At 60.6% G+C, this 25394-nt stretch carries 24 protein-coding genes; 10 read left to right on the forward strand and 14 right to left on the reverse strand.

Going from position 1 to position 25394, the window contains the following annotated elements; all coding sequences use genetic code 11:
* Positions 1-79 precede the first annotated feature (79 nt).
* Positions 80-1042 carry a nucleoside recognition domain-containing protein gene (locus tag O9X91_RS00410; RefSeq protein ID WP_142914125.1) on the forward strand — a complete coding sequence of 321 codons (963 nt, stop codon included), beginning with the start codon at positions 80-82 and terminating at the stop codon, positions 1040-1042.
* A gap of 163 nt (positions 1043-1205) precedes the next feature.
* Here O9X91_RS00410 and O9X91_RS00415 read toward each other — a convergent pair whose 3' ends face one another.
* The gene (locus O9X91_RS00415) at positions 1206-2576 is read right to left on the reverse strand and encodes an IS1182 family transposase (RefSeq protein WP_269834264.1); all 1371 of its coding nucleotides are present in this window, start codon (positions 2574-2576) and stop codon (positions 1206-1208) included.
* Positions 2577-2677: 101 nt separating this feature from the next.
* Positions 2678-4699 (reverse strand): methyl-accepting chemotaxis protein, encoded by a 2022-nt coding sequence (locus O9X91_RS00420; RefSeq protein ID WP_142912842.1) that lies wholly within the window; start codon positions 4697-4699, stop codon positions 2678-2680.
* A gap of 268 nt (positions 4700-4967) precedes the next feature.
* On the opposite strand from O9X91_RS00420, the gene O9X91_RS00425 reads away from it, so the two are divergent.
* Complete coding sequence (locus O9X91_RS00425) at positions 4968-5720, forward strand: TlyA family RNA methyltransferase (protein ID WP_137409868.1); 753 nt, start codon at positions 4968-4970, stop codon at positions 5718-5720.
* Positions 5717-6967: a class I SAM-dependent RNA methyltransferase gene (locus tag O9X91_RS00430; protein WP_142912841.1), complete on the forward strand. Its 1251-nt coding sequence runs from the start codon at positions 5717-5719 to the stop codon at positions 6965-6967. Before O9X91_RS00425 ends, O9X91_RS00430 begins: the two co-directional genes overlap by 4 nt.
* Here the strand turns inward: O9X91_RS00430 and O9X91_RS00435 are convergent, their stop codons facing one another.
* From O9X91_RS00435 to O9X91_RS00445, 3 genes are all read right to left on the reverse strand, one after another.
* Positions 6968-7291, reverse strand: a complete 324-nt coding sequence (locus O9X91_RS00435) for a hypothetical protein (protein ID WP_142912840.1) — start codon at positions 7289-7291, stop codon at positions 6968-6970.
* A gap of 274 nt (positions 7292-7565) precedes the next feature.
* Positions 7566-8324 carry a crotonase/enoyl-CoA hydratase family protein gene (locus O9X91_RS00440; RefSeq protein ID WP_142912839.1) on the reverse strand — a complete coding sequence of 253 codons (759 nt, stop codon included), beginning with the start codon at positions 8322-8324 and terminating at the stop codon, positions 7566-7568.
* 10 nt (positions 8325-8334) lie between these two features.
* On the reverse strand, positions 8335-10119 hold the full coding sequence (locus O9X91_RS00445) for an acyl-CoA dehydrogenase (protein WP_142912838.1): 1785 nt from the start codon (positions 10117-10119) through the stop codon (positions 8335-8337).
* A 220-nt stretch (positions 10120-10339) separates the two neighbouring features.
* On the opposite strand from O9X91_RS00445, the gene O9X91_RS00450 reads away from it, so the two are divergent.
* Positions 10340-11335: a transporter gene (locus tag O9X91_RS00450; protein WP_077982842.1), complete on the forward strand. Its 996-nt coding sequence runs from the start codon at positions 10340-10342 to the stop codon at positions 11333-11335.
* Between the two features lie 57 nt (positions 11336-11392).
* On the opposite strand, the gene O9X91_RS00455 is transcribed toward O9X91_RS00450, so the two are convergent.
* From O9X91_RS00455 to O9X91_RS00470, 4 genes are all read right to left on the reverse strand, one after another.
* Complete coding sequence (locus O9X91_RS00455; protein ID WP_142912837.1) at positions 11393-11908, reverse strand: BA14K family protein; 516 nt, start codon at positions 11906-11908, stop codon at positions 11393-11395.
* A 223-nt stretch (positions 11909-12131) separates the two neighbouring features.
* Positions 12132-12593, reverse strand: a complete 462-nt coding sequence (locus tag O9X91_RS00460) for a BA14K family protein (RefSeq protein WP_137409862.1) — start codon at positions 12591-12593, stop codon at positions 12132-12134.
* 185 nt (positions 12594-12778) lie between these two features.
* On the reverse strand, positions 12779-13861 hold the full coding sequence (locus O9X91_RS00465; RefSeq protein ID WP_089153226.1) for an FAD-binding oxidoreductase: 1083 nt from the start codon (positions 13859-13861) through the stop codon (positions 12779-12781).
* Between the two features lie 7 nt (positions 13862-13868).
* A complete protein-coding gene (locus tag O9X91_RS00470) occupies positions 13869-15113 on the reverse strand; it encodes an aromatic ring-hydroxylating oxygenase subunit alpha (RefSeq protein WP_077983039.1) in 1245 nt (414 codons plus the stop codon).
* Between the two features lie 331 nt (positions 15114-15444).
* Here O9X91_RS00470 and O9X91_RS00475 point away from each other — a divergent pair, with 331 nt between their 5' ends.
* The 3 genes from O9X91_RS00475 (at position 15445) to O9X91_RS00485 (ending at position 18580) form a co-directional block, all read left to right on the forward strand.
* The gene (locus tag O9X91_RS00475) at positions 15445-16053 is read left to right on the forward strand and encodes a DUF6656 family protein (RefSeq protein WP_162520482.1); all 609 of its coding nucleotides are present in this window, start codon (positions 15445-15447) and stop codon (positions 16051-16053) included.
* Between the two features lie 65 nt (positions 16054-16118).
* Positions 16119-17096: an L-threonylcarbamoyladenylate synthase gene (locus tag O9X91_RS00480; protein WP_269833369.1), complete on the forward strand. Its 978-nt coding sequence runs from the start codon at positions 16119-16121 to the stop codon at positions 17094-17096.
* A 50-nt stretch (positions 17097-17146) separates the two neighbouring features.
* A complete protein-coding gene (locus O9X91_RS00485) occupies positions 17147-18580 on the forward strand; it encodes an FAD-binding oxidoreductase (RefSeq protein ID WP_269833328.1) in 1434 nt (477 codons plus the stop codon).
* 13 nt (positions 18581-18593) lie between these two features.
* Here O9X91_RS00485 and O9X91_RS00490 read toward each other — a convergent pair whose 3' ends face one another.
* On the reverse strand, positions 18594-19112 hold the full coding sequence (locus O9X91_RS00490) for a glycosyltransferase family protein (RefSeq protein ID WP_191217025.1): 519 nt from the start codon (positions 19110-19112) through the stop codon (positions 18594-18596).
* Between the two features lie 274 nt (positions 19113-19386).
* Here O9X91_RS00490 and O9X91_RS00495 point away from each other — a divergent pair, with 274 nt between their 5' ends.
* From O9X91_RS00495 to O9X91_RS00505, 3 genes are all read left to right on the forward strand, one after another.
* Positions 19387-20544: a PA0069 family radical SAM protein gene (locus O9X91_RS00495; RefSeq protein WP_161987664.1), complete on the forward strand. Its 1158-nt coding sequence runs from the start codon at positions 19387-19389 to the stop codon at positions 20542-20544.
* Positions 20545-20880: 336 nt separating this feature from the next.
* The gene (locus O9X91_RS00500) at positions 20881-21534 is read left to right on the forward strand and encodes a ribonuclease HII (protein ID WP_142912835.1); all 654 of its coding nucleotides are present in this window, start codon (positions 20881-20883) and stop codon (positions 21532-21534) included.
* Between the two features lie 82 nt (positions 21535-21616).
* Complete coding sequence (locus tag O9X91_RS00505; RefSeq protein WP_142912834.1) at positions 21617-22792, forward strand: S41 family peptidase; 1176 nt, start codon at positions 21617-21619, stop codon at positions 22790-22792.
* Between the two features lie 328 nt (positions 22793-23120).
* Here the strand turns inward: O9X91_RS00505 and O9X91_RS00510 are convergent, their stop codons facing one another.
* The 4 genes from O9X91_RS00510 to O9X91_RS00525 form a co-directional block, all read right to left on the reverse strand.
* Positions 23121-23606: a F0F1 ATP synthase subunit B gene (locus O9X91_RS00510; protein WP_142912833.1), complete on the reverse strand. Its 486-nt coding sequence runs from the start codon at positions 23604-23606 to the stop codon at positions 23121-23123.
* Between the two features lies 1 nt (position 23607).
* Positions 23608-24249, reverse strand: a complete 642-nt coding sequence (locus tag O9X91_RS00515; protein ID WP_077982849.1) for a F0F1 ATP synthase subunit B — start codon at positions 24247-24249, stop codon at positions 23608-23610.
* A gap of 79 nt (positions 24250-24328) precedes the next feature.
* Complete coding sequence (locus O9X91_RS00520; RefSeq protein WP_003494147.1) at positions 24329-24556, reverse strand: F0F1 ATP synthase subunit C; 228 nt, start codon at positions 24554-24556, stop codon at positions 24329-24331.
* A gap of 73 nt (positions 24557-24629) precedes the next feature.
* Positions 24630-25379: a F0F1 ATP synthase subunit A gene (locus O9X91_RS00525; protein WP_004440258.1), complete on the reverse strand. Its 750-nt coding sequence runs from the start codon at positions 25377-25379 to the stop codon at positions 24630-24632.
* Positions 25380-25394 lie beyond the last annotated feature (15 nt).

The following is a 25394-nucleotide window of genomic DNA, read 5'->3' on the forward strand; positions in this document are numbered from 1 at the left end:
CATGAAACTGCAATCTTTGATCGCAAATGCGAATGGGCCGGCAGTAGTGATTGGGAACCATCTTCAGGAGAGCCTTCACATGTCAGTTCTTCAGTCCATCTGGCAAAAAACGCGGGAAACGCTTGCAATCTACTGGGTGCTGGTGCGGATTACGGTTCCGATCGCAATACTGACCGAGCTGTTGTCGAGGATGGGCGCGATCGAGGCGGTGGCGCCTGCCTTTGCGCCGGTCATGAACCTCGTGGGGCTGCCGCCGGAGCTCGGTCTTGCCTGGCTGACCGCAATGCTGGTCGGCATATGGGGGGCCGTACCGCTCATCTTCACGCTTGTTCCCGCATCGTCGCTGACCGTTGCGGATATCACCGTTTTTTCGGCGCTCATCCTGTTCGCCCATGGCCTGCCCATCGAGCAGAAGATCATTGAAAAGGCGGGGCCCGGCATGATCGTCACCACGGCGCTGCGAATTGGAGGCGGATTGCTCTATGCCTTCATGTTGCATCACGTTCTGGAGGCGACGGGGTGGCTTTCCGCGCCGGTCAACCCTGCCTGGATTGCGATGAGCGCCACGCCCGAATGGTCCGCCTACTTCCTCGGCCTCGGGGAAACCATGGTCTGGATGTTCGTGATCCTCTTGACACTTTCTCTTTGCCTTGAAATCCTCAGACTGACGCGCCTGCTGGCGCTGATGATGAAAGCGCTCTCGCCCCTGCTGCGTCTCGCGGGCATTCGCGGCGAGGCCGAACATCTCACCGCCATCGGGTTGTTTCTCGGCATTTCCTACGGCGCCGGCTTCCTGATCCGCGAGGCGCGATCGGGCACGATATCGCCCCGGCAGGTATTTCTGTCCTGCGTGTTCATGGGTTTTGCCCATAGCGTGATTGAAGACACGCTCGTGGTGATGTCGCTCGGCGCGGATGTCTATGGCGTACTGGCCGGACGGCTTGTTTTCGCCATTGCCGCGACCGCCGGCATTGCCGCCCTGCTTGACCGCCTGTCGGACGAACTGTTCTTTGCGCGAATGTTCCGGCTACAGGGCGCATAGAGCATGTTCAGGAAAAGCGCCAAAATAAAAAGGGGGCCTTTGGGCCCCCTCAGACCGCTGACAAACCCGTCGATATTTTCGGCGGGTTTTTTCTTTTTCGGGATGATGACGTTTTGTTGTCGTCTTTTGCGGGTGAACGGGAGATAAGATGAGCCTCGTTTCCTCATCCCCAGGCGGGTTTGGGTGCTTTCGTGAGCGCCATCGCTATTTTCTTGATGTTCTGGGCGCTCGCGGCGAGCAGGCACTGCCATCTAACCTTGATCAAGCCGCGGAAGCGGGCATAGCGGTGCCCGTGGAGCTGCTTGGCATCGGCGAAGGAGCGCTCCACCGTTTCCTTGCGCCGCTTGTAGATCGCCTTGCCCCACGCCGTCTTTCGATGAACATCCGTGCGTTCGCGTGCATCTTGCCAGACATGCCGGGTGATGGTTCGTATCGAGCCGGCATTGGACGTGCAGGAGGCAAGAAGCGGGCAGTCACGGCAGATGGAGGGGTCTGAGCGATAGTGCCTGTAACCGCTGCGGTCGGTCGTCGCATAGGTCAACAGTTGTCCTTCAGGGCAGTGGTAGCCATCGGTCTCTGGTTCGTAGACGAACTTCGACTTGCGCATCATCCCGTCTTTGGGCGGGGTCGGGTTGCGATAGCCGGTCACGCCGAGGATATCTCTGTCCTCCAGACCCTTGGCAATGCCTGCCGTGGCATAGCCTGCGTCCAGCCCGACCGCCCCGACATGAAAGTCGAAGCGTTGGCGCTGCCGGTCGAGCCGCTCCAGGTAGACGATACTGTCATGCACATTGGCCGGCGTTACATGCGTATCGGTGATGATCGCATGGCGGCCGTCAACAGTGCGGTGATCGAGATAGAAGAAGCCCTTGGGCTTGCCGTCGCGCACCATATAACCGCTATCGGGATCGGTACGGCTGACCTTCGTCTCCTTCACCTCCGGCTCGCGCTGTTTCTCCCTCAACGGCTTCTGCCCATGGGATATGCGCTCCGCCTCGATCGCTCGATCCAGATCGGCCCAATAATCGGCCCGCGACTTCTGGAGCATGGCCAGATCGTATTTGCCCTTGTTGGCATTGGCCTTCAGATGGGTCGAATCCGTATAGAGCACGGTCCCATCCACCAGACCATGCCGGATCGCCTGCTCCACGATGGCATCGAAGATATCCTGGGCAACCTCCGTCCCGTTGAAGCGACGGCGGCGGTTCTGCGACAGCGTCGAGGCATCGAAGACAGGATCGGTCAGCTTCAGGCGCAGAAACCAGCGATAGGCGACGTTCACCTCGATCTCGCGCATCAACTGCCGCTCCGAGCGAACACCGAACAGGTAGCCGATGAACAGCGCCTTGAACATGCGTGTGGGATCGAGCGGCGGACGGCCGTTGTCGGCACAGTAAAGACCGGCAACACGATCATGGATAAATGAGAAGTCGATCACCGCGTCGATCTTGCGAAGCAGGTGATCTTTCGGGACCAGACTATCGAGCGTCACCATCTCGAGAGCGGTCTGTTCAGGAGCAGGTTTCTTCAACATGTCCCAATGAATCATAAACCCCCAGCTCACGCCAGAGGTTTGTCAGCAGTCTGAGGGGGCCTTTGGGCCCCCAATCCCTAGGTTCGGTCTGAAAACCCGTCTCAGAACTCCGTCCAGTCCTGATCCTTGGCGGCCGGCGCTTCGGCCGCACCGCCGAAGGCGCGGGCGAGGCTCTGGCCAAGTGCACGGGCTGGCGATGCTACCGGCCGTGCGGTTGCGGAAGCCGGCTTGACCGGAGCCTTGCGGACCGGTGCGGCGGGCGCGGGCTGGAAGGCGGGCTTGGCGGAGGACTGGCGCGGCGCGGAATATCCTCCGGCACTGGCAACGGCAGCGCGCGCGCCGCCCATCCTGAACTGGCCGAGCAGGCCGTTCAGCGCTTCCGCCTCGCGCGCCAGCGAATGGCTAGCGGCGGTCTGCTGTTCCACCATGGCGGCGTTCTGCTGCGTGCCCTGATCCATCGTGTTCACAGCCGTGTTGATCTCCTGCAGGCCGGTTGCCTGTTCGCGGGAAGCGACGACGATGGCGCTGACATGGACGTTGATCTCTTCGACTTCCGCCACGATGAGTTCCAGGGCCTTGCCGGTTTCATCGACCAGATTGACGCCATTTTCCACCTGCTGGCTGGAGGCGCTAATAAGTGTCTTGATTTCCTTGGCGGCGTTGGCCGAACGCTGCGCAAGTTCGCGGACTTCCTGCGCAACCACGGCGAAACCCTTGCCGGCGTCACCGGCGCGGGCGGCTTCCACTCCGGCGTTCAAGGCCAGCAGGTTGGTCTGGAAAGCGATATCGTCGATGACGCCGATGATGTTACCGATTTCGCCCGAGGATTTCTCGATTTCGCGCATGGCGGCAACCGCCTTGCGGACCACGACGCCGGATTTCTCCGCACCGGCGCGGGCGCGCTGAACCAGATTGCCGGCATCTTCTGCGCCGCGGGCGCTGTCGCGCACCGTGGTGGTGACTTCTTCGAGCGCTGCGGCGGTTTCCTCGATGGATGCCGCCTGTTGTTCGGTACGGCGCGAAAGATCGTCGGCGGCGGAGAGCATTTCCGCAGCACCGGCATTGATCGCGGCTGCATTCTCACCGACGGTGCGCAGCGCCTGCTGGAGTTTTTCGACGGCGCTGTTGAAATTCACGCGAACGGGATCGATGGCGGGCGCAAAAGGCGTCTCGATGCGATAGGAAAGATCGCCATCTGCCAGAGCGGCAAGGCCCTTGCCAAGCTCGGCGCTGGCAAAAGCGCTGGCGGCTTCGTCCTTGGCCTTTTCTTCCTCGTTGCGGCGGCGTTCAGCCTCTGTCGCGGAGCGCATGCGATCGGTCTCGCCGGCAAGGCGGGACTTTTCGAGACCGGCTTCCTTGAAGACAAGAACCGCCTTCGCCATCTTGCCCACTTCGTCTCCCCGATCCGTGGCGGGTACTTCCGTCGTCAGATCGCCATCGGCAAGCCGGCTCATGGCCGCCGTCATGCCGACAATCGGCGTAACGATGGAGCGCGACAGCGCCCAGATAAGGGCGACAGCCAGAAGACCGGCAACCGCGCCGCCGCCCAGAAGCGCATATTTGAGGTGGAGCGCGGCTGCCTGCTGTTCTGCGGCGTAAGCGGCGGACAGACCGTTCAGCTGCTCCTTGATCTTGGCGGCGGAGGCGCGGAAGCCGTCGAGCTGGCCCTTGGCCTGATTGCGGCCGATCTCGATGATGTCGGAAATCGGCGCTTCGGTCGTCTTGCGCGCGGCAATCTGCGGTTCCGCCAGTTCCTTGAAGAAGACGGTCGCCGATTTTTCCATATCGTCAATGGATTTCAGAATTTCGGGCTCACCGGCGGCCAAAGTGCGCGCCTCATTCAGCTTCTTCAGCATGATGTCGCGCTGAGCGAAAACATCACTATAGGTGCTATCGCTGCGAAACAACAGAAAGCCGCGCTGGTTAACGGCCTGCTCCAGCATGGCGGCCGTCGCACCATCCACGGCGTGCATGATGTTGTTGGTGCGATTGTTCTCAATCGCGACTCGCTCGCTCCCCAGCGTCTGCCAGAATACGACCGCGGAAGCGAGCAGGCACACGCTCATCAAGGCACAGAAGGTGGCAATAAGCTTCAGGTTAATGGGGAGGTTTTTCAGCGACATCGCAAACTCTCTCGGCGACCCGATGCCTCGAAGCAAGCGTCTGCGCTGCAACGGCCGCAATTTTGTGAATGGGAGGAGACGCCGTCATGGCAGGTTCCGGCGGCCGCACGGGCCGTGGGCACAAAGTGCAATACAAGCCTTTATATTGGATTAATCGAACATTCGGACTTTGCGGTGCAACATCCATGGACGGCGACGGGCATCGCCGGTCCCTTTTCGCGATAAATCGCTTGCATCGGCGGGGTTTGGCGGTCATTGACACGGGACCATGTCCAAAACATCTGAAAATGAACGGCTTGACCAGCTTCTTGTGTCGCTCGGCCACTTTGCCAGCCGCTCGCGTGCGCGCGACGCGGTTGCGCGCGGCACCGTCAGCGTCAACGGCAAAATCGTCACCAAACCGAGCCAGACGGTCGCCGGCGATGCCGAAATCGCCATCAGCGACCCGGCACAGGCCTATGTTTCCCGCGCGGCGCTGAAACTCGTGGCCGCGCTCGATCATTTCCGGCTCGATCCTTCGGGCCATGACTGTCTCGACGTCGGCGCTTCGACGGGCGGTTTCACCGAGGTGCTGCTGGAACGTGGCGCCGGACACGTCACCGCCATCGATGTCGGCCACGGACAGATGCATGCAAGGATCGAGAACGATCCGCGTGTCACCAATCTGGAGGGGCTGAATGCCCGCTTCCTGACGGCGGAAGATATCGATGACCGGCCCATCGGCTTCATTGTCTCCGACGTGTCCTTCATTTCGCTGAAGCTCGCGCTTGCTCCGGCGCTCGAACTTGCTGAGCATGGTGCTCTCGCGGTTCTGCTGGTGAAACCGCAATTCGAGGCGGGGCGTGATGCCATCAGCAAGGCCGGGCTTCTGAAAGAGCCGGAAACGGCGCCTGCCGTGGCCGCCGAGCTGGAGCGCTGGCTGACGGAAGACATGGGCTGGAAAAGCCTCGGCCTCATTCCTTCGCCAATTTCCGGCGGCGACGGCAATATCGAATTTCTTCTCGGAGGCGAAAAGCCATGAGCACACAGACCGTCACCATCAAGAGCCTCGGCGCGCAGGGCGACGGCATCGCGCACTGTCCCGACGGCCCGGTCTATGTGCCCTTCGCACTGCCTGGAGAAACGGTGGCCATCGCCAAGGTGAAGGATCACGGCACCGTCATGTCGATAACGGCAGCCTCGGCGGAGCGCCGTGAACCGGCCTGCCGCCACTTCGGTCCCGATGGCAAGAACGGCACCTGCGGCGGCTGTTCGCTGCAGCATCTTTCCGATCAGCCTTACCACGCCTACAAGCGGGAGCTGGTGGTTACGGCACTGAAATCGAAGGGCCTGACTCCTGATGTCGACGATCTCGTCATCTGTCGTCCCGGCGAGCGCCGCCGCGCGGTGTTTGCCGCCCGCAAGACGGAAAAGGGCCTGCTGCTCGGTTTCAGCCAGGCGAACAGCCATCACATCGTCGCCATCGAGGAGTGTCCGGTCACATCGCCCGGCATCGCTTCGCGGCTGGATGCTATCAGAGCCATCGGCCTTTCCATGGTGGCGAATGCCGAACCGTTCCGCATCACCGTTCTCGAAACGCTCTCGGGTCTCGATATTTCGGTCGAAGGCATCAAGTCGGTCAGCGACAAGCAGCGGCGCACACTCACGGAAACGGTGCTTGCCATGCGCGGCATTGCCCGTGTTTCGCTCTCAGGTGAAATTCTGATCGAACCGCAAAAGCCGATCATCGAATTCGGCGGCGTTGCGGTTTCCCCGCCAGCCGGTAGTTTCACGCAGGCGACGAAGCAGGCGGAAGACGCCATGGCCGAGCTGGTGCTGGCCCATGTCGGCAAGTCCAAACGTATTGCCGATCTTTTCTGCGGTTCCGGCACTTTCGCGCTGAGGCTCGCACGCATCGGCAAGGTGCATGCGGTGGAAGCGGAAGACAAGCCATTGAAGGCGCTGGATTTCGCCGCCCGCAACACACAGGGCCTGAAACCGGTGAGCGTCGAGAAACGCGACCTCTTCCGCCGGCCGCTGATGACAAGCGAACTGAAGAATTACGATGCCGTCGTGTTCGATCCGCCGCGCGCCGGTGCGGAATTCCAGTGCAAGGAACTGGCCCGCAGCACGGTGAAGAAGATCGTTGCGGTAAGCTGCAACCCGCTGACACTTGCGCGTGATCTCACCATCCTCACGGAAGGCGGCTATCGCATCACCCGTGTCACGCCGGTCGACCAGTTCCTGTGGTCGCCGCATGTGGAAGCGGTGGCGACGCTGGAGAAATAATCACCAGGCCGTATCGACCGTGCCGTTACCGACCACGCCCGAGCACCGGCAGGCGCCGCCCACGCGGCCCCGCTCGATTGGGCAGACATAGGGCCGGCGGCGATTGGCGCTCTCCGGCGGGGTGATGACGCAGACGAAACGGGCGCGGCGCTGGCGGTCGCGGTTGCTGCCGGAGTAATAGTCCGAGCCATCGTCTTCGGTAATGACGGATTGCGCCAGAATGACATTGCCGGCGGAAGCCGCCGGAGGGCGCGTTATCGCCGCCGCTTCGGTGACAGTGGCGGCGCAGAGGAAGACGGACAGGGCGAAAACGACGTGACGCATGCGGGTGGCTTTCGGGCGTAGAGCTTGTACGATCCGGTCTTGGTCGGACCGATTTGATCGACCATACATAATCCACCTTCGCAAGCACAGTGGCTTCAAACTTCCGACGATGCCGCCGGCTTCTTCTCCCCGCCGGGGAGAAGGTGGCCCGAAGGGTCGGATGAGGGGGCTAGCTCTCCGTATATCTCCACCGTCGCCCCCTCATCCCGCTGCCGCGGACTTCTCCCCGGCGGGGAGAAGAAACAAGCGGCGGGCTTCCCGATTCCCGCGGCACTCAGCGACGCATGAATGCCTCGAAGGCGGCGCGCGCTTCCGCACTCTGCAGCTGCGCGATGAAATGGCGGCCTTCCTCTTCGATGCGGGTGAGAAGATCGTCCGGGTTGCCCCGAACCAGATCGCGGGCGATCTTCAGCGCCTGCTGCGGTTTGGCCGCAAGCCGGGTGGCGAGCGCCAGCGTTTCGCTTTCCACATGTTCAGGGGCGACGACTTTCCAGATCATTCCGGCCTGCAATGCCTGCTCGGCGGAAAAACCTTCGCCCATGGCAAGCAGCGCAAAGGCGCGCTGGTGTCCCATGAGTTTCGGCACGAGTAGGCTGGAGGCCGCTTCCGGCACCAGAGCGAGGTCCACGAATGGGGTTTTGAACAGGCTGCGACTGGAGGCGACCGTCAGGTCGCAATGCAGGTTCAGCGTCGTGCCGATGCCGATGGCGAGTCCGTCGACGCCGGATACCATCGGCTTTTCGAAGGCGACGAGCGCTTTCAGAAGCTCAAGCGCGGCGAGTTTGCCCTTGCCGCCCGACATGGCGAAGGCGAGGAAATCGGCCATGTCGTTGCCGGCGGAAAAGCAGCCTTCCGTGCCGAGAAAGGCAACGACCCGAATTTCGGGGTTCGCATTGGCGGCATGCAGGGCTTCAGCCATGCGCAGATACATGGCATCAGTGATGGCGTTTTTCTTGTCCGGCCGGTTGAAGCGGATGGTCGAGACTTCCGGCGCATGGCCGACGCGCTCGACGAGAATGTGTTCGTCCGACATCTGAGCCTCCTCAAGCCAATACGGTGCGGGCGGCGGCAAGGCTTGCCGCACCTGATATAACGCGATCCTTCAGCGCCGTCGTTTCCGCCAGCAGGTTTTCCGCCGCAAAACGGCAAAGTGCTGCGCGATGTCCGCCCCTGCCATCATCGACGGAGACCAAGGCGCCTTTGGCGAGATAGGCACCTGTCAGCGCCAGGCCGAAGAGCCGCTGATAGGCCGTTGCACCGGCAAGCGCGGTTTCGGTTTCGCCAGCCTTGATGCGCTCCAGCAACCAGTCGGTCGTCGTTTCCAGATCGTTGAGGCTCGCTTCGAGATAACGGGCGGTCTCGCCAAGGTCATCGCGGTTAGACGCGGCCGTCCGGGCAGCAATCTCACGCAGCTCAGCGATGAAACCGCGCACCTGCGCACCCTCGGAGAGCGGCAGCTTGCGCAGCACCAGATCGATGGCCTGAATGCCGTTGGTGCCCTCGTAGATCGGCGCGATACGGGCATCGCGTAGATAACGCGCAGCACCTGTTTCTTCAATGAAGCCCATGCCGCCATGCACCTGAATGCCCATGGAGGCGACATCGACACCGGCATCGGTGGAGAAGGACTTGGCGATCGGTGTGAGAAGAGCAGCGCGCTCCTGCCAGTGAGCGCGCTGCGAGGCGTCTTCAGTCGCATGCGCCATGTCGATGGCATGCGCGCAGCTGAAAGAAATCGCCCGTGATCCCTGCGTTAGCGCCTTCATGGTCAGAAGTGTTCTGGCGATATCAGGATGTTCGATGATCGGGCTCATGCCGGAACCCTGCCAGCCGGGCGCCTTGCCCTGCGTACGCTCCCTGGCATATTCGATGGCCTTCTGAGTCGCCGCTTCGCAGATCGCCACGCCCTGCATGCCGACGGCAAGGCGGGCGTTGTTCATCATGGTGAACATGCAGGCGAGACCTTTGTTCTCCTCGCCGATCAGCCAGCCGAGCGCGCCCTTTTCGTCACCGAATTTGCCATCGCCGAAGATCATCGTGCAGGTGGGCGAGCCGTGAATGCCGAGCTTGTGTTCCAGCGAATGGCAGAAAAGATCGTTGCGACTGCCCGGTGCGCCATTTTCATCGGGCAGGAACTTCGGCACGAGGAACAGCGAGATGCCGCGCGTTCCGGTCGGCGCATCCGGCAGGCGGGCGAGAACGAGGTGGATGATATTGTCCGCCGCGTCGTGTTCGCCCCAGGTGATGAAAATCTTCTGGCCGAAGATGCGGTAGGTGCCGTCGCCGTTGCGTTCCGCCCGGGTCTTCAGGACGCCGAGGTCCGAACCCGCATGCGGCTCGGTGAGGTTCATGGTGCCGGTCCATTCGCCGGAGACGAGTTTTGGTAGATAGGTGCGCTTCAACGCATCGCTGCCGTGGGCGACAAGGGCCTCCACCGCGCCCATGGTCAGCGTCGGGGCCAGCGCAAAGGCCATGGAGCCGGAATTCCACATTTCGAGTGCTGCGACATTCAGCATATGCGGCAGGTTCTGGCCGCCGAATTCTTCAGGCGCCGTGAGGCTATTCCAGCCCGCTTCCGCCCAGCGGCGGTAAAGATCGGCCCAGCCATCCGGTGTCGTCACCTTACCATCGGTTAGCTTTGCGCCCTGGCGATCGCCGATTTCGGCGAGAGGTGCGACCTCTGCGGTGGCGAAACGGCCGGCTTCGTGCAGAATGGCATCGACCAGATCTTCCCCAAGGTCTCCCAGCGCACCCGTCGCAAGCGCGTCTTCAAGACCTGCCACATGTTTGAGTGTAAAGGCGATATCGTCCACCGGCGCGCTATACATGCTGCCTCCTCCCGAAGCTCTGGCATCTTGCTACTGCCCTCGGGCTAAATGATTTTTACGTAAACGTCAATTTGAAAATTCCGGTCTATTCACCGGGATTGTTATAAAACTGTCATGTGAATTTGTTCAGCATGCGCTGAAAGGCGCCTCGCCGCCGCCGCTCCCACACCGGAACGACGGACGCCTCCTTCCTCCCATCCAGCCGGTCAGGACTGCCACGATGGATCTCGTTACACCCGTTATTCCGGGCCTTGTCTGGGCCTATCAATTCCACCCCGGCACAGCCCCGTGCCGCCGGCTTGCGCCCGATGCCGGCTTTGATGAAATGGCCGGATGCGCCGGGTTCTTCTGGTTGCACCTCAACCTTGCGGATCAGCGTGTGGCGGGTTTTCTCGAGACCATCGACGGCCTCGACCCGGCGGCGCGCGCAAGCCTCACCACCCATGAGACGCACCCTTCCATCGTGGTCGATGAGAAATCGCTCTATGGCACGTTGGTCGATTTCCAGCGGGAATTCGACAAGGAAACGCGCGATTTCGGCTGGCTGCATTTTGCGGTGAGTGACCGTTTCATCATCACCACCCGCCTGCAACCGCTGCATTCGGTGGACCGGCTGAAGGCCGCGGTGGACAAGAATTCCAACCGGTATCTGACGCCATCGCATGTCTTCGAAGGTCTCGTTGCCGAATTCCAGCGCTCGCTCATCAATCTGGTGATGGAGACGACGGAGGAGCTGAACACCATCGAAGATCTGGTCTATGACAGCGAGACACGCGACGAACGGCGGCGTCTTGCCCCGCTGCGCCGCACGGTGGTTCGCCTGCACCGGCATCTGCGCACTGTGCTGACCCTGATGCGGCGCGCTTCGGCCGCCGATGATGACGAGATGCCGGATGGTTTCGAGGATGTCGCCTCACGCCTGATGGGCCGTCTGGAGGCTGTCGATCACGACGTCTACGCCCTGCAGGAGCGGGCAAGGCTGCTGCATGAGGAAATCGATTCCAAGCTCTCCTCCGAAACCAACCGACATCTTTATATCCTGTCGTTGATGACGGCGTTCCTGCTGCCGCCCTCGCTGGTGACCGGTTTTTTCGGTATGAACACGGATGAACTGCCGTTTACCGTCGGCACCGGCGGCACGCTGTCGGCCAGTATCTTCATCGTTATTTCGGTGGCGCTTGCCTGGTTCGTGCTGAAGCGCGCACGAATCCTGTAACGCAAAGAGCCGCCCGGTATGATCGGACGGCTCTGTCAATTTCAGCCTGGCAAGCCATCAGCTATAAGGCGAATAGCAAAGCTGGCGCGGGCCGTGATAGGGCTGGAAGGTGTTGGTGCGGGCATCGTAGGAACGATAGCGACCATAGCACCAATTCACATGCGCCTGGCTCAGACCGCCACGATAGATCGGGCGGTATTCCCGATAGACCGGGCGCGGACGATATTCTGGAACCGGGCGGTAGACTTCACGCGGCTGCGACAATGCGCCGCCGATGATGGCGCCCGTCGCAAAGGCTGCGAGCGGGAACCAATAGCCGTCGTGGTGGCGGTAACCCGGACGATATTCGCGATAGCCGCGATGACCGCGATACCAGCCGCGGCGATCACCCCAGCGGTCGCGATCGCGCCAATATTGCACGTTCACGATATTGTTGCCGGCGTCACTGCCGGCGGTCTCGACGCTCTTCGGCGCGGTCGGCAATGGCATTGCCGCTTCCGCCGGAACGATCGCTCCTGCAACCACGATTGCAGAAAGACCGGCAGCCAGGATATTTTTCATATAGCTTTTCATCTGACTTCCTCCATCCACGACGGTCAACAGGCCGTTGTCCGTGAATAATAACACTTTTTTCTTCCCATTGGGCCAGTTTGTTTCATCTGGCTGCAACTTACGAAATAAAAGCTAGGCGTTTGCGCCTGAACCCAGCATTAACGGCGTCATCACGCTTCGTTTATCGACAGCGGCGCTGCAAAAGCAAAAGCCCGGATTAATCCGGGCTTTCAAAAAAAAGTCATCAGCGGCTGTAAGGCGACACGCATATGCGGCGCGGACCGTTATACGGCTGGTAGGTGTTGTCATAGGCGCGATACGAGCGCCAGCGGTTCTGACACCAAGCCACATGGCTGCCGCCATAGGCCGGACGCGGCTGCTGCATGGCGCCGCTGATAATCGCACCTGCCGCAAAGGCTGCCAGCGGGAACCAGTAACCGTTGTGGTAACGGTAACCCGGCCGACGATCGCGATAACCACGGTGACCGTTGTACCAGCCGTTTCGATGCGGTGGCGGGCGGCGCATGTGTCGCCCATCCCAATGGCGGCGACGATCCCATTCACGGTACTGCACCGGCACCACATTTTCAGTCGCCACAGCCGGCTTCGTCACCGGAACAGGAACCTGAAACGCCTGCGATGGGGTAAAGCTGGTCAGGAACACGACAATCGCTGTCGCGACACTCGTTCTCCGGAAATTCATCATGACCTTCCTCCATTTGCTTCAGCGCGTTGACCGCGCCTTTTTCACTCACTCGCTCTTGTCGGAGATCAAGGTTAGCCCCCGCTCTATGCCCGAAAAGAATTCGATGACGTGCAAACGAATTTAGGAAAATTTGGTTCCATGACAACCATCCGGTGAATGAAGGAGGTTTGAAACGCCTGCTGGCGTCAGGCCTCCACCTTCACATCTGTCAACGGGCGCGAGCAGCAGGCGAGAATATAGCCTTCCTCGATTTCCTCGTCGAGAATGCCGCCATTGTGGTTCATCTCCACCTCGCCGGAAAGCTTCAGTACCCGGCAGGTGCCGCAGATGCCGGATTCGCAGGCCGCCCCGATACGGACGCCGGCGGCGCGCGCCGTCATCAGGACCGTCTGGCCGGGCTGGCAGGCCATCTCTTTTCCGGAAAGGGTGAAACCCACCATCGACAGCGTTTCGCCATCCGCACCAGTAAGTACGGTTTCACCAACGGTGACCGGCGCAGCCGGCGCGAAGCTTTCCTGATGATAGCGCCCCATGTCGAAACCGGACGCGTCGAGCATCGAACGGACCGCTGCCATGAACGGTTCCGGGCCGCAGCAGAAGACGGTTCGCTCCATGAAATCGGAAGCCAGCAGCGCGATCTTGGCCTTGTCGACCATGCCTTTCAGCCCCGACCACAGATCGGTGCGTCCGCATTTTTCGACAATGAAGCCGAGCGACAGGTTCGGCATGAACCGGGCGAGATATTCCAGTTCGTGACGGAAGACGATATCGCCGGGCGTGCGCGAACAATTGATGAAAGCAATATCGCTCTGCGGGGCGCGGTCGCTCATGTCGCGCACCATCGACATCATCGGCGTGACGCCGGAGCCTGCCGAAATGAACAGATATTTGTCGCCGGGATGCTTGACGTAGGAAAAGTCGCCGAGCGGGCCGAGCGCCCGGATTTTCATGCCGGGTTTCAGATTGTCGAACATCCAGCGCGTGCCGATGCTGTTGGCCTGCGCCTTGACCGTGACCGACAGCGCATAGGGCCGCGACGGGCTGGAGGACAATGTGTAGGTGCGGTAAAGCGGCTCCTTGCCCACCGGCAGTTCCAGCGTGACGAACTGGCCCGGCAGATAACGGAACCAGTTCTGATCCTCCGAACGGAACAGAAACGTCATCACATCCGCCGTCTCGGGCGTCACCGAGATGCATTCCAGAAGCTGGAGCTTGTCGCTCCAGGGCTTCATCTCATCAATATGTTTATAGGTCACAACCATATTCATCTTCGCATCACGCTACAGCCGAAAGCCGGGACTTGTCGCCCGAGAGCCGGTCGATCATGAAATCGGAATACCAGTTGACGAACTGCATCACGCCACCTTCGTCCTCCATGGAATAGGGGCCGGGCTCATAGGCGGGGGAACGGATGCCGAAGGCATTTTCCTCGACGATGCGGCGATCCTGATCGTTGGTCTCGTTCCAGACGTGGGTGAGGTCTTCGAGATCGTAGTCCACGCCTTCGACGGCATCCTTGTGCACCAGCCATTTGGTGGTGACCATGGTCTCCGTGGCGCTGAGCGGCAGCACACGGAAGGAAATGGTGTGGTCGCCGAGGAAGTGGTTCCAGGTCGTCGGGTAATGGAACAGCAACAGCGCGCCGATATGGCTGATGCTCACATCATCAGACAGCGGCCGACGCACGGCGGGCTTGCCGGACATGGTGTAGCTTTCCGCCTCACCGATCAGCGGCATACGGGCGACGCGGAACTGTCCGTTCTTGTCGATCTTGAAACGGCTCGGCAGGCCGGCGGCCTCGCAGCGCGCCCAGTGGCCGCCGATCTCGGGATCGCTCGCACCGCCGTCCGTTCCCGTCACGCTCGGGTTTTCGGGATAGGTGCGGCACAGTTCCGGGTGGTTTGCGGCGCAATGGTAGCACTCGCGGTTATTTTCCCAGACGAGCTTCCAGTTGCCCTTTTCGATGATCGTGCTCTCATGCGCGACCTTCGCCTCCCAGATACGGTGCGGGGCCATGTAGCTCTCGACTTCCTTGCGCATCGGCTCGAAATCGGCCGGCTGATCGGCGAGGCAGATAAAGACGTAACCGGCGACGGTTTCGCAGGCGACCGGCTTCAGGCCAAAATCGCCCTTGTCGAACTCTTCGCCCATATGGCGCGCAAACAGCAGCTTGCCGTCGAGATCATAGGTCCACTGATGATAGGGACAGACAAGGCGGGCCGACTGGCCCTTCTGCGTGGTGCAGACGCGGGAGCCGCGATGGCGGCAGGAATTGTGGAAAGCGCGGATTTGCCCGTCACGGCCGCGAACGATGACCACAGAATAAGCGCCGACCTGCACAGTGAAATAGCTGCCGGACTTCTGGACTTCGCAATCATGGCCGACAAACAGCCAGTCGCGATACCAGATGGTTTCCATGTCCAGTTTGAAATAATCCGGGTCCGTGTAGAAGGGCTGCTCCAGGCTGAAGCCTTCGCGGCGGTTTTTCAGCTGGCGCAATACGGTATCACGCAATTCCATGGCCAAATCCTCGATCAAACCGCCCTGCCCGACACCATTTGCGGGGTTGCGGAAGCATGTACTCATCTAAACACCGGCGGTCATTTGCGGCAGCACAGACAGCGACATCGGCTTCCGCATTGGCGACAAATTGCGACATGCGCAATCCGCCGCCACAAGCCATTCCACTGCTAAATCCGACAGCTATTTAGCGCCTGCAACGACGTCGCAATATGACGCATAATACTGCACTCTTTACTCCCCACCCGTAAGAAAACGGGGGATGCGGCGCAACGGAGTATTAACGCACCCCAATTTATCTTGCCGGACCGCAGCAACGAGGGTGTTCCTGGTGGAGAAGGCGACACGCATACGCTATTTCGATGCGAGCAGGCATTCGGTCGCACCGATACGCTCGAAGACCGCGCATTCCGATTTTCTGCGGACAGGGCGCATCAGCCGTTATGAAGAGCGATGGCTGCCGAAAGAACGTGCCTATTACAGCCATGACGAAGTGGCTGCTCTGACGGGGCGAAAGCTGGAAGCTGCCGCCGACGCCACCCACAGCCGTCTGAACGGCTTTCACCAGTCCATCCGTTTTCCGAAGATGGTTTTTCACCATCTGCTCAATGACCGGCCGCATCTCGGCTATTGTCACGTCACGGCGGCGAAAACCAGCTTCGATGCCGAGCGCCATGTGCTCTGGTCCTTTTATTTCGCGAATTTCTTCGCCGAGCTGAGCGGGGCTGAAAACTTCTTCGAAAATATCGATGCGCGCTACTCGCGGATGTATTTCGCCGTCGCCATCAACGCGCTTCCCGACCAGGAGGTCGCCGTCGATACCTCCGTGCATCGCGGCGGCCTGCTGTTCCAGACCCACGATCCGCGCGTGGCGTTGAAAAACGTACTGATGCTTGGCGCGCGGTCCGAGGAGATGCGCAGGATCATCAAGGCGATATAAAAGCCGCGATAGCGATTTCCATTCCAGCCTGAAATACGCTATTGACCGCCCTGAAAGGCAGCATCATGGCGCGTCACATCAACATTGAACATGAGCGGGAAACAGCCCTGCAAGCATCCGTGGCGGAGCTTGCCGCCGGCCAACCCATCGCCCTGCCGACGGAAACCGTCTACGGCCTTGCCGCCGACGCCACCAATCCGGCGGCGATCACCCGCATTTACGAGACGAAAGGCCGGCCGCAGTTCAACCCCCTGATCTGCCACATGGCCGATATCGCCATGGCCGAACGTTACGCCGTCTTCGATCCCATATCGCTGAAGCTCGCAAAGGCCTTCTGGCCCGGCCCGCTGACGCTGGTGCTGCCGCTGAAGGCGGGAAGCGACATTCATTCGCTGGCGACGGCCGGGCTCGATACGGTCGGTATTCGTGTGCCGCAGGGTTTTGCCGGTGATCTGATCCGCCGATTCGACAGGCCGCTCGCCGCCCCCAGCGCCAATAGTTCCGGCAAAATCAGCCCGACAAGTGCAGCCCATGTGGAGGCGGATCTTGGCCAGAAGATCAATCTCATTCTCGATGGCGGCGCGGCCACCGTCGGCGTCGAATCCACCATCGTCAAGGTGGAGGAGGATGGCCGGGTGCGGCTGCTTCGTCCCGGCGGCGTCATCACCGAGGATATAGAACGCGTTGCGGGAAAAAACCTCGAACGGCCGAAAAATGCCGCCGCCGCCATTGAGGCGCCGGGAATGCTGGCATCACATTATGCGCCGGGTGCGGCCGTGCGCCTTCACGCCACATCGGTTCGGCCAGATGAAGCGCTGATCCGATTCGGCAGCGTCGCCATTGCCGGCGAAGAGATGGCGCGCGCCGTGCTCGATCTCAGCCCTTCCGGCGATCTTGCCGAGGCCGCCGCCAATCTGTTCGACTATCTGAAAGCCGCCGATGCAAGCGGCGCAGACATGATCGCCATCACCGCCATTCCCACCCATGGCCTCGGAGAGGCGATCAACGACCGCCTGTCCCGCGCCGCCGCGCCGCGAGGCTAACGGCGCCCAATCCTTTCGCCCATGTTTCAAAAGCCAGCGAGACGCCGCCCATGACGACCACCGCCATCCCCTCCTCCGACATTCTCGACCGCTTTGCCGTCATTGTCGGCGAAAAGAACGCGGTCCGCGACGCGGCGGAAATGGCGCCGCGCCTCGTGGAAAATCGCGGGCTTTATCGCGGCGCCTCGCCGCTGCTCATCAAGCCCGGTTCGGTCGAAGAGGTTGCCGCCATCCTCAAGCTCGCCAGCGAAACCGGCACCGCCATCGTGCCGCAGACCGGCAACACCGGCCTCGTGGGCGGACAGACACCGCGCGCTGATGGCACCGACATCATCCTGTCGCTGGAGCGCATGAACCGCGTTCGCGATATCGATCCGGTCGCCAATATCATCGTGGCGGATGCCGGCTGCATTCTCGATGACATTCACAAGGCTGCTGATTCCGTGGAGCGGATGTTCCCGCTGTCGCTCGGCTCTCAAGGGTCCTGCCGCATCGGCGGCAATCTCGCCACCAATGCCGGCGGCACGGCGGTGCTCGCTTATGGCAATATGCGCCAGCTCTGCCTCGGGCTGGAAGTCGTGCTGCCGACCGGCGAAATCTGGAACGGGCTGCGCCGGCTGAAAAAGGATAATACGGGTTACGATCTGCGCGATCTCTTCATCGGTTCCGAAGGCACGCTTGGCATCATCACCGGCGCGGTGCTGAAGCTCTTCCCGAAGCCACTCGGCCATCAGGTGGCCTTTGCGGGGCTCACCTCCACCGAAGACGCGCTGAAACTGTTCGAAATGGCTTCCAATCTCTGCGGCACGGCGCTGACCGGCTTCGAACTCATGCCGCGAATCGGCGTCGAATTCACCGCCCGGCATATTCCCGGCGTGCGCGATCCGCTGGAACAGCCGCACAATTGGTACGCGCTCATCGATATCTCCACCTCCGATTCGGCCGAGACGGCGGATAGCATGATGCAATCGCTGCTGGAGCGCGGTTTTGAGGCCGGGCTGGTTCAGGATGCGGTGATCGCCGCGTCCGAAGCGCAGCGGCAGGCGCTCTGGCATATGCGCGAAAGCATGTCGGAGGCGCAGAAACCCGAAGGCGGCTCGATCAAGCACGATGTTTCCGTTCCGGTGTCGAAAATACCGGAATTCATGGCGACGGCGGAAAAGGCGGTTCTTGCCACCATCCCGGGCGCCCGCGTCTGCGCCTTCGGACACCTGGGCGACGGCAATATTCACTACAATATTTCCCAGCCTGTGGGAGCCGACAAGGCCGAATTCATTGGCCGCTGGCGGGACATGAACGAGATCGTACATGGCATCGTGCTGTCGCTCGGCGGCTCCATTTCGGCCGAACACGGCATCGGGCAATTGAAGCGCGACGAGCTGGCGGCCATCCGCCCCGGCATCGAAATGGAACTGATGCGGCGCATCAAGCACGCTTTCGATCCCGCCGGCATCATGAACCCCGGCAAGGTTCTGGCCGGCTAAAGCGGCCTCAAGCTTACGCCGAGGCCCGCAGCGCCCAGGCGGGCACCATTTCCGCATTCAGCCGGCGCGGCTTCTGCGTGCCGACAAATTGCGTCAGGCTCATGCCCGATTTCGCAATCGACACCGCATGCTTCTTTGGCAGAAGATATCCATGTTCCAATGGCGGAATACGCCGCAGCATACGGCTGAGGACATTGCGCCGGTGATAGCGCGAGGGCGAAAAGCGGGCCGGCTGCGCGCAGATCGCCACATATTCGAGAATCTCGTCGATCCAGCCCGCCTGCGGGCGCGCGCCGGGCTCAATCAGAAGCAGCCAGCCGCCGCGTGCAGACTTCACCACGTCTTCGATGTCCCACTGCCCATAAAAACGGCAGCCGGCGGCATCGGCGACGCGCGACGATCCATCGCGCGAGCCGTGATCGAGAATCACAACATCGCTTACAAGCCCTTCCACGGCCCCGGTGACGAGCGCAGACAATGTGTGCGCCAGTTCCGGCTCGTGATCCCGGCATTCCATTATGACTGTCAACATCTGCATAGCTCTAACGCATCGCACAATAAATTGCCACTACGCTCGTCGCGGTAAAAATCCAAGGCTGTCCTTGCCCACCTGGCGCACAGTCTCCGGACGGGGCCGCGCCCACCTCTGGAGAACGAGCCGAATTTGCAATTTTGTTCTTGTATTGTTCTCATTCCTGATGTAGGAATTTAATCATTCGGAAGGCGGTTGAAAGCCTGCCCGGATGGAAACGGTTTAGGGCGTTGAGCGTGCCTCGAAAGGCGTGCGGCGTCCTGGGAGCATCCAGATGAGAAACCATACGCTTTCGGGGCAGGCTGCATTCCAGCCAAGCCATATGCCGGATATTGCCAATGCGCTGGCCGATGCATCCGGCCTGCGCATCGAGATCGACCGCCGTCGCGGCCGTGGCGCCGGGCTGAACCCGGATGGACGCTTCGAGACCCTGCAGCACGAGGTTTTCGACGATGGCTGGCAGACTCTCGAGGACATGCCGGAATTCCGCACCGAGGTGCAGGTGGAAAAGCCGCGCAGCATCATCACCCGCAATGAATCGCCCGACATCCCCTTCGACCGCTCCATCAATCCCTATCGCGGCTGCGAACATGGCTGCATCTATTGCTTTGCGCGCCCTACGCACAGCTATATGGGGCTTTCGGCCGGGCTGGATTTCGAGGCCAAGCTCTTCGCCAAGCCGGATGCGGCAAAGCTGCTGGAACGGGAACTGGCGAAGCCGGGCTACAAGCCGCGGGTGATCGCCATCGGCACCAATACCGATCCCTATCAGCCGATCGAGCGCGAATGGCGCATCATGCGGCAGATACTGGAAGTGCTCGCCAAGGCCGATCATCCCGTCGCCATCGTCACCAAATCGGCGCTGATCAAGCGGGATATCGATATTCTCGCGCCCATGGCCAAGAAGGGGCTCGCCAAGGTCGGTATTTCCGTCACCACGCTGGACCGGAAGCTCGCGCGCAACATGGAACCGCGCGCCGCCACGCCGGAGAAGCGGCTGGAAGCCGTCAAGGCGCTGACCGATGCCGGCATTCCCGTGGCCGTGATGATGGCGCCCGTCATTCCGGCGCTCAACGATCATGAGATCGAACGTATTCTCGAGGCCGGCAAGGCCGCCGGTGCGACCGAGGCGTCTTATGTGCTTTTGCGGTTGCCGCTGGAGGTGAGCCCGCTCTTCCGCGATTGGCTGCTGCGCAACTATCCGGACCGCTACCGTCATGTCATGTCGCTGGTGCGCTCCATGCGTGACGGCAAAGACTATGACGCGGAATTCGGGAAACGCATGAAGGGTGCCGGCCCCTATGCCTGGCAGATAGGCAGGCGTTTCGAGATGGCGACAAAAAGGCTCGGCCTCATCCGCCGTGGCATCCACCTGCGCGACGATCTCTTCGTGCCGCCGGGCGGTGCAGGCGTGCAATTGTCGCTGCTTTGAAAGACCGATGCTGAAAAGAACTCCGCCTGATCGAAGCACCATACGGAACGTGCGGCGATATCAGGCAGACTATGACAGGGAGCGGTGGCCTCTTTTATAGACCCGCCACACTCCCACGAAATGCCCGGTGGGTTTTCCCTGGCCTGCCGGACATTGCCCCCGGAACCGCCGCCTCGCGTGCGATCGTTTTTCCTCCGCCGCCCCGTTGGAGGATCAAAGGTCATGATGACCTCAGGGGCACGGTGAGCCACGCCCCTTGACCCCGGCTCACCGCGCCTGTCATCGCCCGCTTCCGGGGGCTTGCAGGAGATCGGGTGTGTATGCGAGTTTCGCCGCATGAAACGCACGGCCACACCCGATTCTCCTGCTCTTTTCGACCTTGCCGATACCGGCCCGGATTTTTCCTTCGAACTGGAAGCGAAAAAGAAGGGCCTCTGGCCCGTGGCCGGCACGGATGAGGCAGGCCGGGGACCTCTAGCCGGACCGGTGGTTGCGGCAGCCGTCATTCTCGATCCGGACAATATTCCCAAGGGTATGGACGATTCCAAGAAGCTGACGAAGCAGAAACGGGAAAGCTTGTTCGTCCAGATCATGGAAAGCTCGATCGTATCCGTCGCCTCCTCCGGCCCCGGCCTGATCGACAGCATGAATATCCTGCGCGCCAGCCTCGACGCCATGCGCCGCGCCGTGCTGGGCCTCGAAATCTCCCCTGCCCTCGTTTTGGCCGACGGCCGCGACCGCCCGCCCGGCATCGCCTGCGAAGCCAAGGCCGTCATCAAGGGCGATTCCCGCTCCCTCTCCATCGCCGCCGCCTCGATCGTCGCCAAGGTGACCCGCGACCGGATGATGGAACGTGCCGGCGTGGTGCACACCTCTTACGGCTTCGAAGGCCATGCCGGTTACGGCACGCCGGCCCACCTGCGCGCTATCGAAAGCCACGGGCCTTGCGCGCTGCACCGGATGAGTTTCAGGCCACTGAAGCGGGATTGATGACAACTAATGGAGTTCCAACCAGAACAACCGCTATCGACCCGATCTGGACATCGACGAGCAACTATGCGCACCGTAAATCATGTCCCTGACGCAAGATCTCGAGAAAATTCTGGACACCGTCCTGCCAATCGATCCCAGCTTTCGACGGATCGAACAGGCGGCGATAGACAGCTGCATTTGTGACACTCGACGATATGCTTTGGAGGGCTCCAAAGAGGCCTTTCTGTTTTCTGCGATGCGCCTGCTCGCACTTCCTCAAAACGGACATACACGGCTGATCCCGAACGATTGCATCTCGGTGCTGCCGCTGAGGTTCGTGAGCGTCGGGACGGCGGTGCAGTTAACTGAAACGGCACTGGAAACGACTGCACCAAGAGGAGAGCTGATAGCAGTCAACGGCACACCGTTGGGCCAAATTGAAGCCGCGGCAGAAAAATTTCTGGCAGGAACACGTCAGAGGAAAAGGGTCATCGGACCGATTCTTCTCGCATGGCCGTATGCATTGACCCGCCTCGGTTTCTCTTCAAAAGAGAATACGACCGAATATTGCGTGAAAGACGATAATGGGCGGATATCCAATTTCAAACTGGAGAACGGACAGACAGTTCCTGCACCGATGCTTTACACGAGAAACGAGCATGGCAAGGCTGATCCAGCCTGGAAACCCGAGCGATTTGTGGAGATCGAGGACTGGCAGGGGCTTGGGCTTTCAATATCATTGCCAAGTTTCTTCGATCCAAGCGAAACTGCGCTGCCGAAAGCCATCTCCGGTGCAGCGGAGCATGTAAGCGCCTGCCCGAACAAAAAACTCTTGATTGACGTTCGCGGAAACACCGGTGGCGACTTTCTTCAAACGATGCCCTTGATCGACGCCATCTCAGAAAACGCAGGCGGGCAGGTCGCTGTGCTTGTCGACAAATTCACGTTTTCCGCAGCGATAGTATTTGTAGCCATTCTCAAACATCGTCTGGGACGCAGGCTCAAACTCATCGGCGAAGAAATGGGCGACGGGTTAAGTTTTTTTGCCGAGGGAGGGTTACTCGATTTGCCTGTCAGCGGAGCGGTCGTTCGATACTCATCGGCCTTTCACGACTGGGAGAACGGAACCAGCAACGAAACCACACCGACTGAAATCGCGCAGCAAATGGTCCCGGCAGGAAAACTGAATTTGGATTGGGAATGGGTCGTAAGGTCTACTGCTGAGAACGCACAAGGCGCATTCTACCAACAAATTCTAAAGAGTCTGAACGATTAGACGAACGGCGCTTAAGCCCACACTGCTGACGGTCGACCCTCGGAAAATGCTGCGCCAGGTATGGAATGGCCGCCTTCGCTTTCGGCGCCACGGCAATCAGCGATGCACACTTCATCCGTTCGCTTCTGGCGCAAAGCGGAAGCGCAATCCGACATTCAGTATCAAAAACAATAAAGCCAATCACCGCCCCTCCGAGGGAGGCCTGCTGGAGCGCATACCGCATTTCCATAGTACAGGCGGCACCATATCCCGAACCAGCTTTTCCACCTCAAACAAAAAACCCCTCACGGCTTGCGCCGGAGGGGTTTTGAACAATACCGCGATGAACTCAGTTCAGCTTAGACTTCACTTCGCCGATCGTGGCGGCGAAAAGTTTGGCCTTTGCGGCAGCCGTTGTCTTTTCCGCCAGCAGCTTCTCGGAAGCGGCGATGGCGATGTCCACGGCGGCGGAACGGACGGCGCCGATGGCGTCTTCTTCGGCCTGGTTGATCTTCTGTTCCGAAAGCGCCGTACGGCGGGCGACGAATTCTTCCGTCTTCTGCCTGGCTTCTTCCGTCAGCGCTGCTGCTTCGCGTTCAGCGGCAGCAACGATACCGGCGGCTTCGGCTTCGGCTTCCTTGCGCTTGCGCTGGTATTCGGCCAGCAGGTGCTGAGCCTCTTCGCGCAGGCGCTTGGCTTCGGCCAGCTCGTCCTGGATGTTCTGGGCGCGCTCGTCCAGAGACTTGGCGAACATGCCGGGAACCTTGAGATAGGCGATCAGAACGAAGAAAAGGACGAGACCGACGAGAGCGAAAAATGATGCATCAAATGCCATATCAGGCTCCCTTCACGGCAGAAGCGGCAGCGATGGCGGCCTTGACGTCGGCATCCTTGACCTTGGCGCCGACCAGCTGGTCAACGATTGCGGTCGCGGTTTCCTCGGCGATGGCGCCGACATCGGCGAATGCCTGATCCCTGATGCCTGCAATGCGCTTTTCGGCGGCGGCAAGCTTCTCAGCAAGTCCTGCCTCGATTGCGGCGCGGTCGGCATCAGCCTTGGCCTTGGCGGCGTCACGAGCCGCGGAGCCTATCGAGCTTGCCTTGGCGCGGGCTGCCGCGAGTTCTTTTTCATAGGTCTCGACGGCTGCGTCGGCTTCGCTTTTCAGCCGTGCCGCTTCGTCGAGATCCTGTGCGATGCGTCCATGACGGTTCTCGAGAATGCCGCCGACGCGCGGAACGATGACCTTCTGCATGAGCAGGTAGAAAAGGCCAAAGGTGATCGCCAGCCAGAGAACCTGCGATGCATAAGTGGACTGATCGAACGGCGGGAATACGCCGGAAGCGCCGTGTTCGGCGCCGTGCGCCACACCGGTTTCCGTGTGCGTGGCTTCCGGTTGCGGCTGGCCGACAGCCGGAGTTTCCGTATGCGTTTCACCTACGGTCGGTGCTGACTGGGCATAAGCCTCGGTCACGAACATGCTCACCTCCAGGGGTACTGCAAATGCGAAGGATCACGGCACGCCATTCGCGGGCCGTGATCCAGACCTGATGCCGGTATTAAACAGCGAACAGGAGAAGGAGAGCAACGAGCAGCGAGAAGATGCCCAGAGCTTCCGTAACGGCGAAGCCGAATACCAGACGGCCGAACTGGCTGTCGGCAGCAGAGGGGTTGCGCAGTGCGCCGGACAGGTAATCACCGAAGATACGGCCGAGTGCGAGGGACGTACCAGCCATGCCGAGGCATGCGAGACCTGCGCCGATGTACTTTGCTGCTTCCGCTTCCATGTGAGACTCCTTGAGATATAGGTTGTTGCGGCTATCTTTTGGCGCCCGTTGCCGGGGCCAGCGACTTTACTTCTCAGTGACCACCATGCACGGCGTCGTTCAGGTACATGCAAGTCAGTACCGCGAACACATAAGCCTGCAGGAAGGCAACGAGAAATTCGAGAGCGGTCATGGCGACCGTCATGATGAGAGGCAGGACAGCACCGCCGACGCCGAGCGCGCCGAGCGCGCTCATGGAGGCGACGAAGCCTGCGAAAACCTTGAGCGTGATATGGCCGGCCAGCATGTTCGCGAAAAGACGAACGGAAAGGCTGATCGGGCGTGACAGGAACGAGATCATTTCAATCGACGCGACCAGCGGCAAAAGCGCTTTCGGAACGCCCGAAGGGGCAAAGATGCCGAAGAAATGCAGACCGTGCTTGTAGAAACCGTAAACGACGACCGTGCCGATAACGAGGCAGGCGAGCGCGAAGGTGACGATGATCTGGCTGGTAACCGTGAAGAAATACGGGAACATGCCGAGAAGGTTGGCCGTCAGCACGAACATGAAGAGCGAGAACACGAACGGGAAGAACACCATGCCCTTCTTGCCGGCGCCTTCGCGCAGCATGGAGGCGATGAATTCATAGGACATTTCGGCAACGGACTGCATGCGCGTCGGGATCAGACCGCGGTTCGACGTTGCGAAATAAAGGAAACCGGAAGCCGCAGCCACGGTCGCGACCATGAAGAGCGACGCATTGGTGAAGGAAAAATCGACGCCGCCAATTTCGATCGGAATGATCGGCTGCACCAAGAACTGATGGGTCGGATCGTTTGCCACCGGCTGCCCTCTTTA

This window comes from Agrobacterium salinitolerans (genome assembly GCF_027498475.1).
Lineage (GTDB): Bacteria > Pseudomonadota > Alphaproteobacteria > Rhizobiales > Rhizobiaceae > Agrobacterium > Agrobacterium salinitolerans.

Bases quoted from the DNA above. Each gene is read 5' to 3' on its own strand.
- O9X91_RS00470 (WP_077983039.1), bottom strand. From the start codon at position 15,113: ATGGAATTGCGTGATACCGTATTGCGCCAGCTGAAAAACCGCCGCGAA.
- O9X91_RS00495 (WP_161987664.1), top strand. From the start codon at position 19,387: ATGAGAAACCATACGCTTTCGGGGCAGGCTGCATTCCAGCCAAGCCAT.
- O9X91_RS00485 (WP_269833328.1), top strand. From the start codon at position 17,147: ATGACGACCACCGCCATCCCCTCCTCCGACATTCTCGACCGCTTTGCC.
- O9X91_RS00450 (WP_077982842.1), top strand. From the start codon at position 10,340: ATGGATCTCGTTACACCCGTTATTCCGGGCCTTGTCTGGGCCTATCAA.
- O9X91_RS00490 (WP_191217025.1), bottom strand. From the start codon at position 19,112: ATGTTGACAGTCATAATGGAATGCCGGGATCACGAGCCGGAACTGGCG.
- O9X91_RS00520 (WP_003494147.1), bottom strand. From the start codon at position 24,556: ATGGAAGCGGAAGCAGCAAAGTACATCGGCGCAGGTCTCGCATGCCTC.
- O9X91_RS00425 (WP_137409868.1), top strand. From the start codon at position 4,968: ATGTCCAAAACATCTGAAAATGAACGGCTTGACCAGCTTCTTGTGTCG.
- O9X91_RS00465 (WP_089153226.1), bottom strand. From the start codon at position 13,861: ATGAATATGGTTGTGACCTATAAACATATTGATGAGATGAAGCCCTGG.
- O9X91_RS00455 (WP_142912837.1), bottom strand. From the start codon at position 11,908: ATGAAAAGCTATATGAAAAATATCCTGGCTGCCGGTCTTTCTGCAATC.
- O9X91_RS00440 (WP_142912839.1), bottom strand. From the start codon at position 8,324: ATGTCGGACGAACACATTCTCGTCGAGCGCGTCGGCCATGCGCCGGAA.
- O9X91_RS00460 (WP_137409862.1), bottom strand. From the start codon at position 12,593: ATGATGAATTTCCGGAGAACGAGTGTCGCGACAGCGATTGTCGTGTTC.
- O9X91_RS00480 (WP_269833369.1), top strand. From the start codon at position 16,119: ATGGCGCGTCACATCAACATTGAACATGAGCGGGAAACAGCCCTGCAA.
- O9X91_RS00515 (WP_077982849.1), bottom strand. From the start codon at position 24,249: ATGTTCGTGACCGAGGCTTATGCCCAGTCAGCACCGACCGTAGGTGAA.
- O9X91_RS00410 (WP_142914125.1), top strand. From the start codon at position 80: ATGTCAGTTCTTCAGTCCATCTGGCAAAAAACGCGGGAAACGCTTGCA.
- O9X91_RS00430 (WP_142912841.1), top strand. From the start codon at position 5,717: ATGAGCACACAGACCGTCACCATCAAGAGCCTCGGCGCGCAGGGCGAC.
- O9X91_RS00445 (WP_142912838.1), bottom strand. From the start codon at position 10,119: ATGTATAGCGCGCCGGTGGACGATATCGCCTTTACACTCAAACATGTG.
- O9X91_RS00500 (WP_142912835.1), top strand. From the start codon at position 20,881: ATGAAACGCACGGCCACACCCGATTCTCCTGCTCTTTTCGACCTTGCC.
- O9X91_RS00510 (WP_142912833.1), bottom strand. From the start codon at position 23,606: ATGGCATTTGATGCATCATTTTTCGCTCTCGTCGGTCTCGTCCTTTTC.
- O9X91_RS00415 (WP_269834264.1), bottom strand. From the start codon at position 2,576: ATGTTGAAGAAACCTGCTCCTGAACAGACCGCTCTCGAGATGGTGACG.
- O9X91_RS00420 (WP_142912842.1), bottom strand. From the start codon at position 4,699: ATGTCGCTGAAAAACCTCCCCATTAACCTGAAGCTTATTGCCACCTTC.
- O9X91_RS00505 (WP_142912834.1), top strand. From the start codon at position 21,617: ATGTCCCTGACGCAAGATCTCGAGAAAATTCTGGACACCGTCCTGCCA.
- O9X91_RS00435 (WP_142912840.1), bottom strand. From the start codon at position 7,291: ATGCGTCACGTCGTTTTCGCCCTGTCCGTCTTCCTCTGCGCCGCCACT.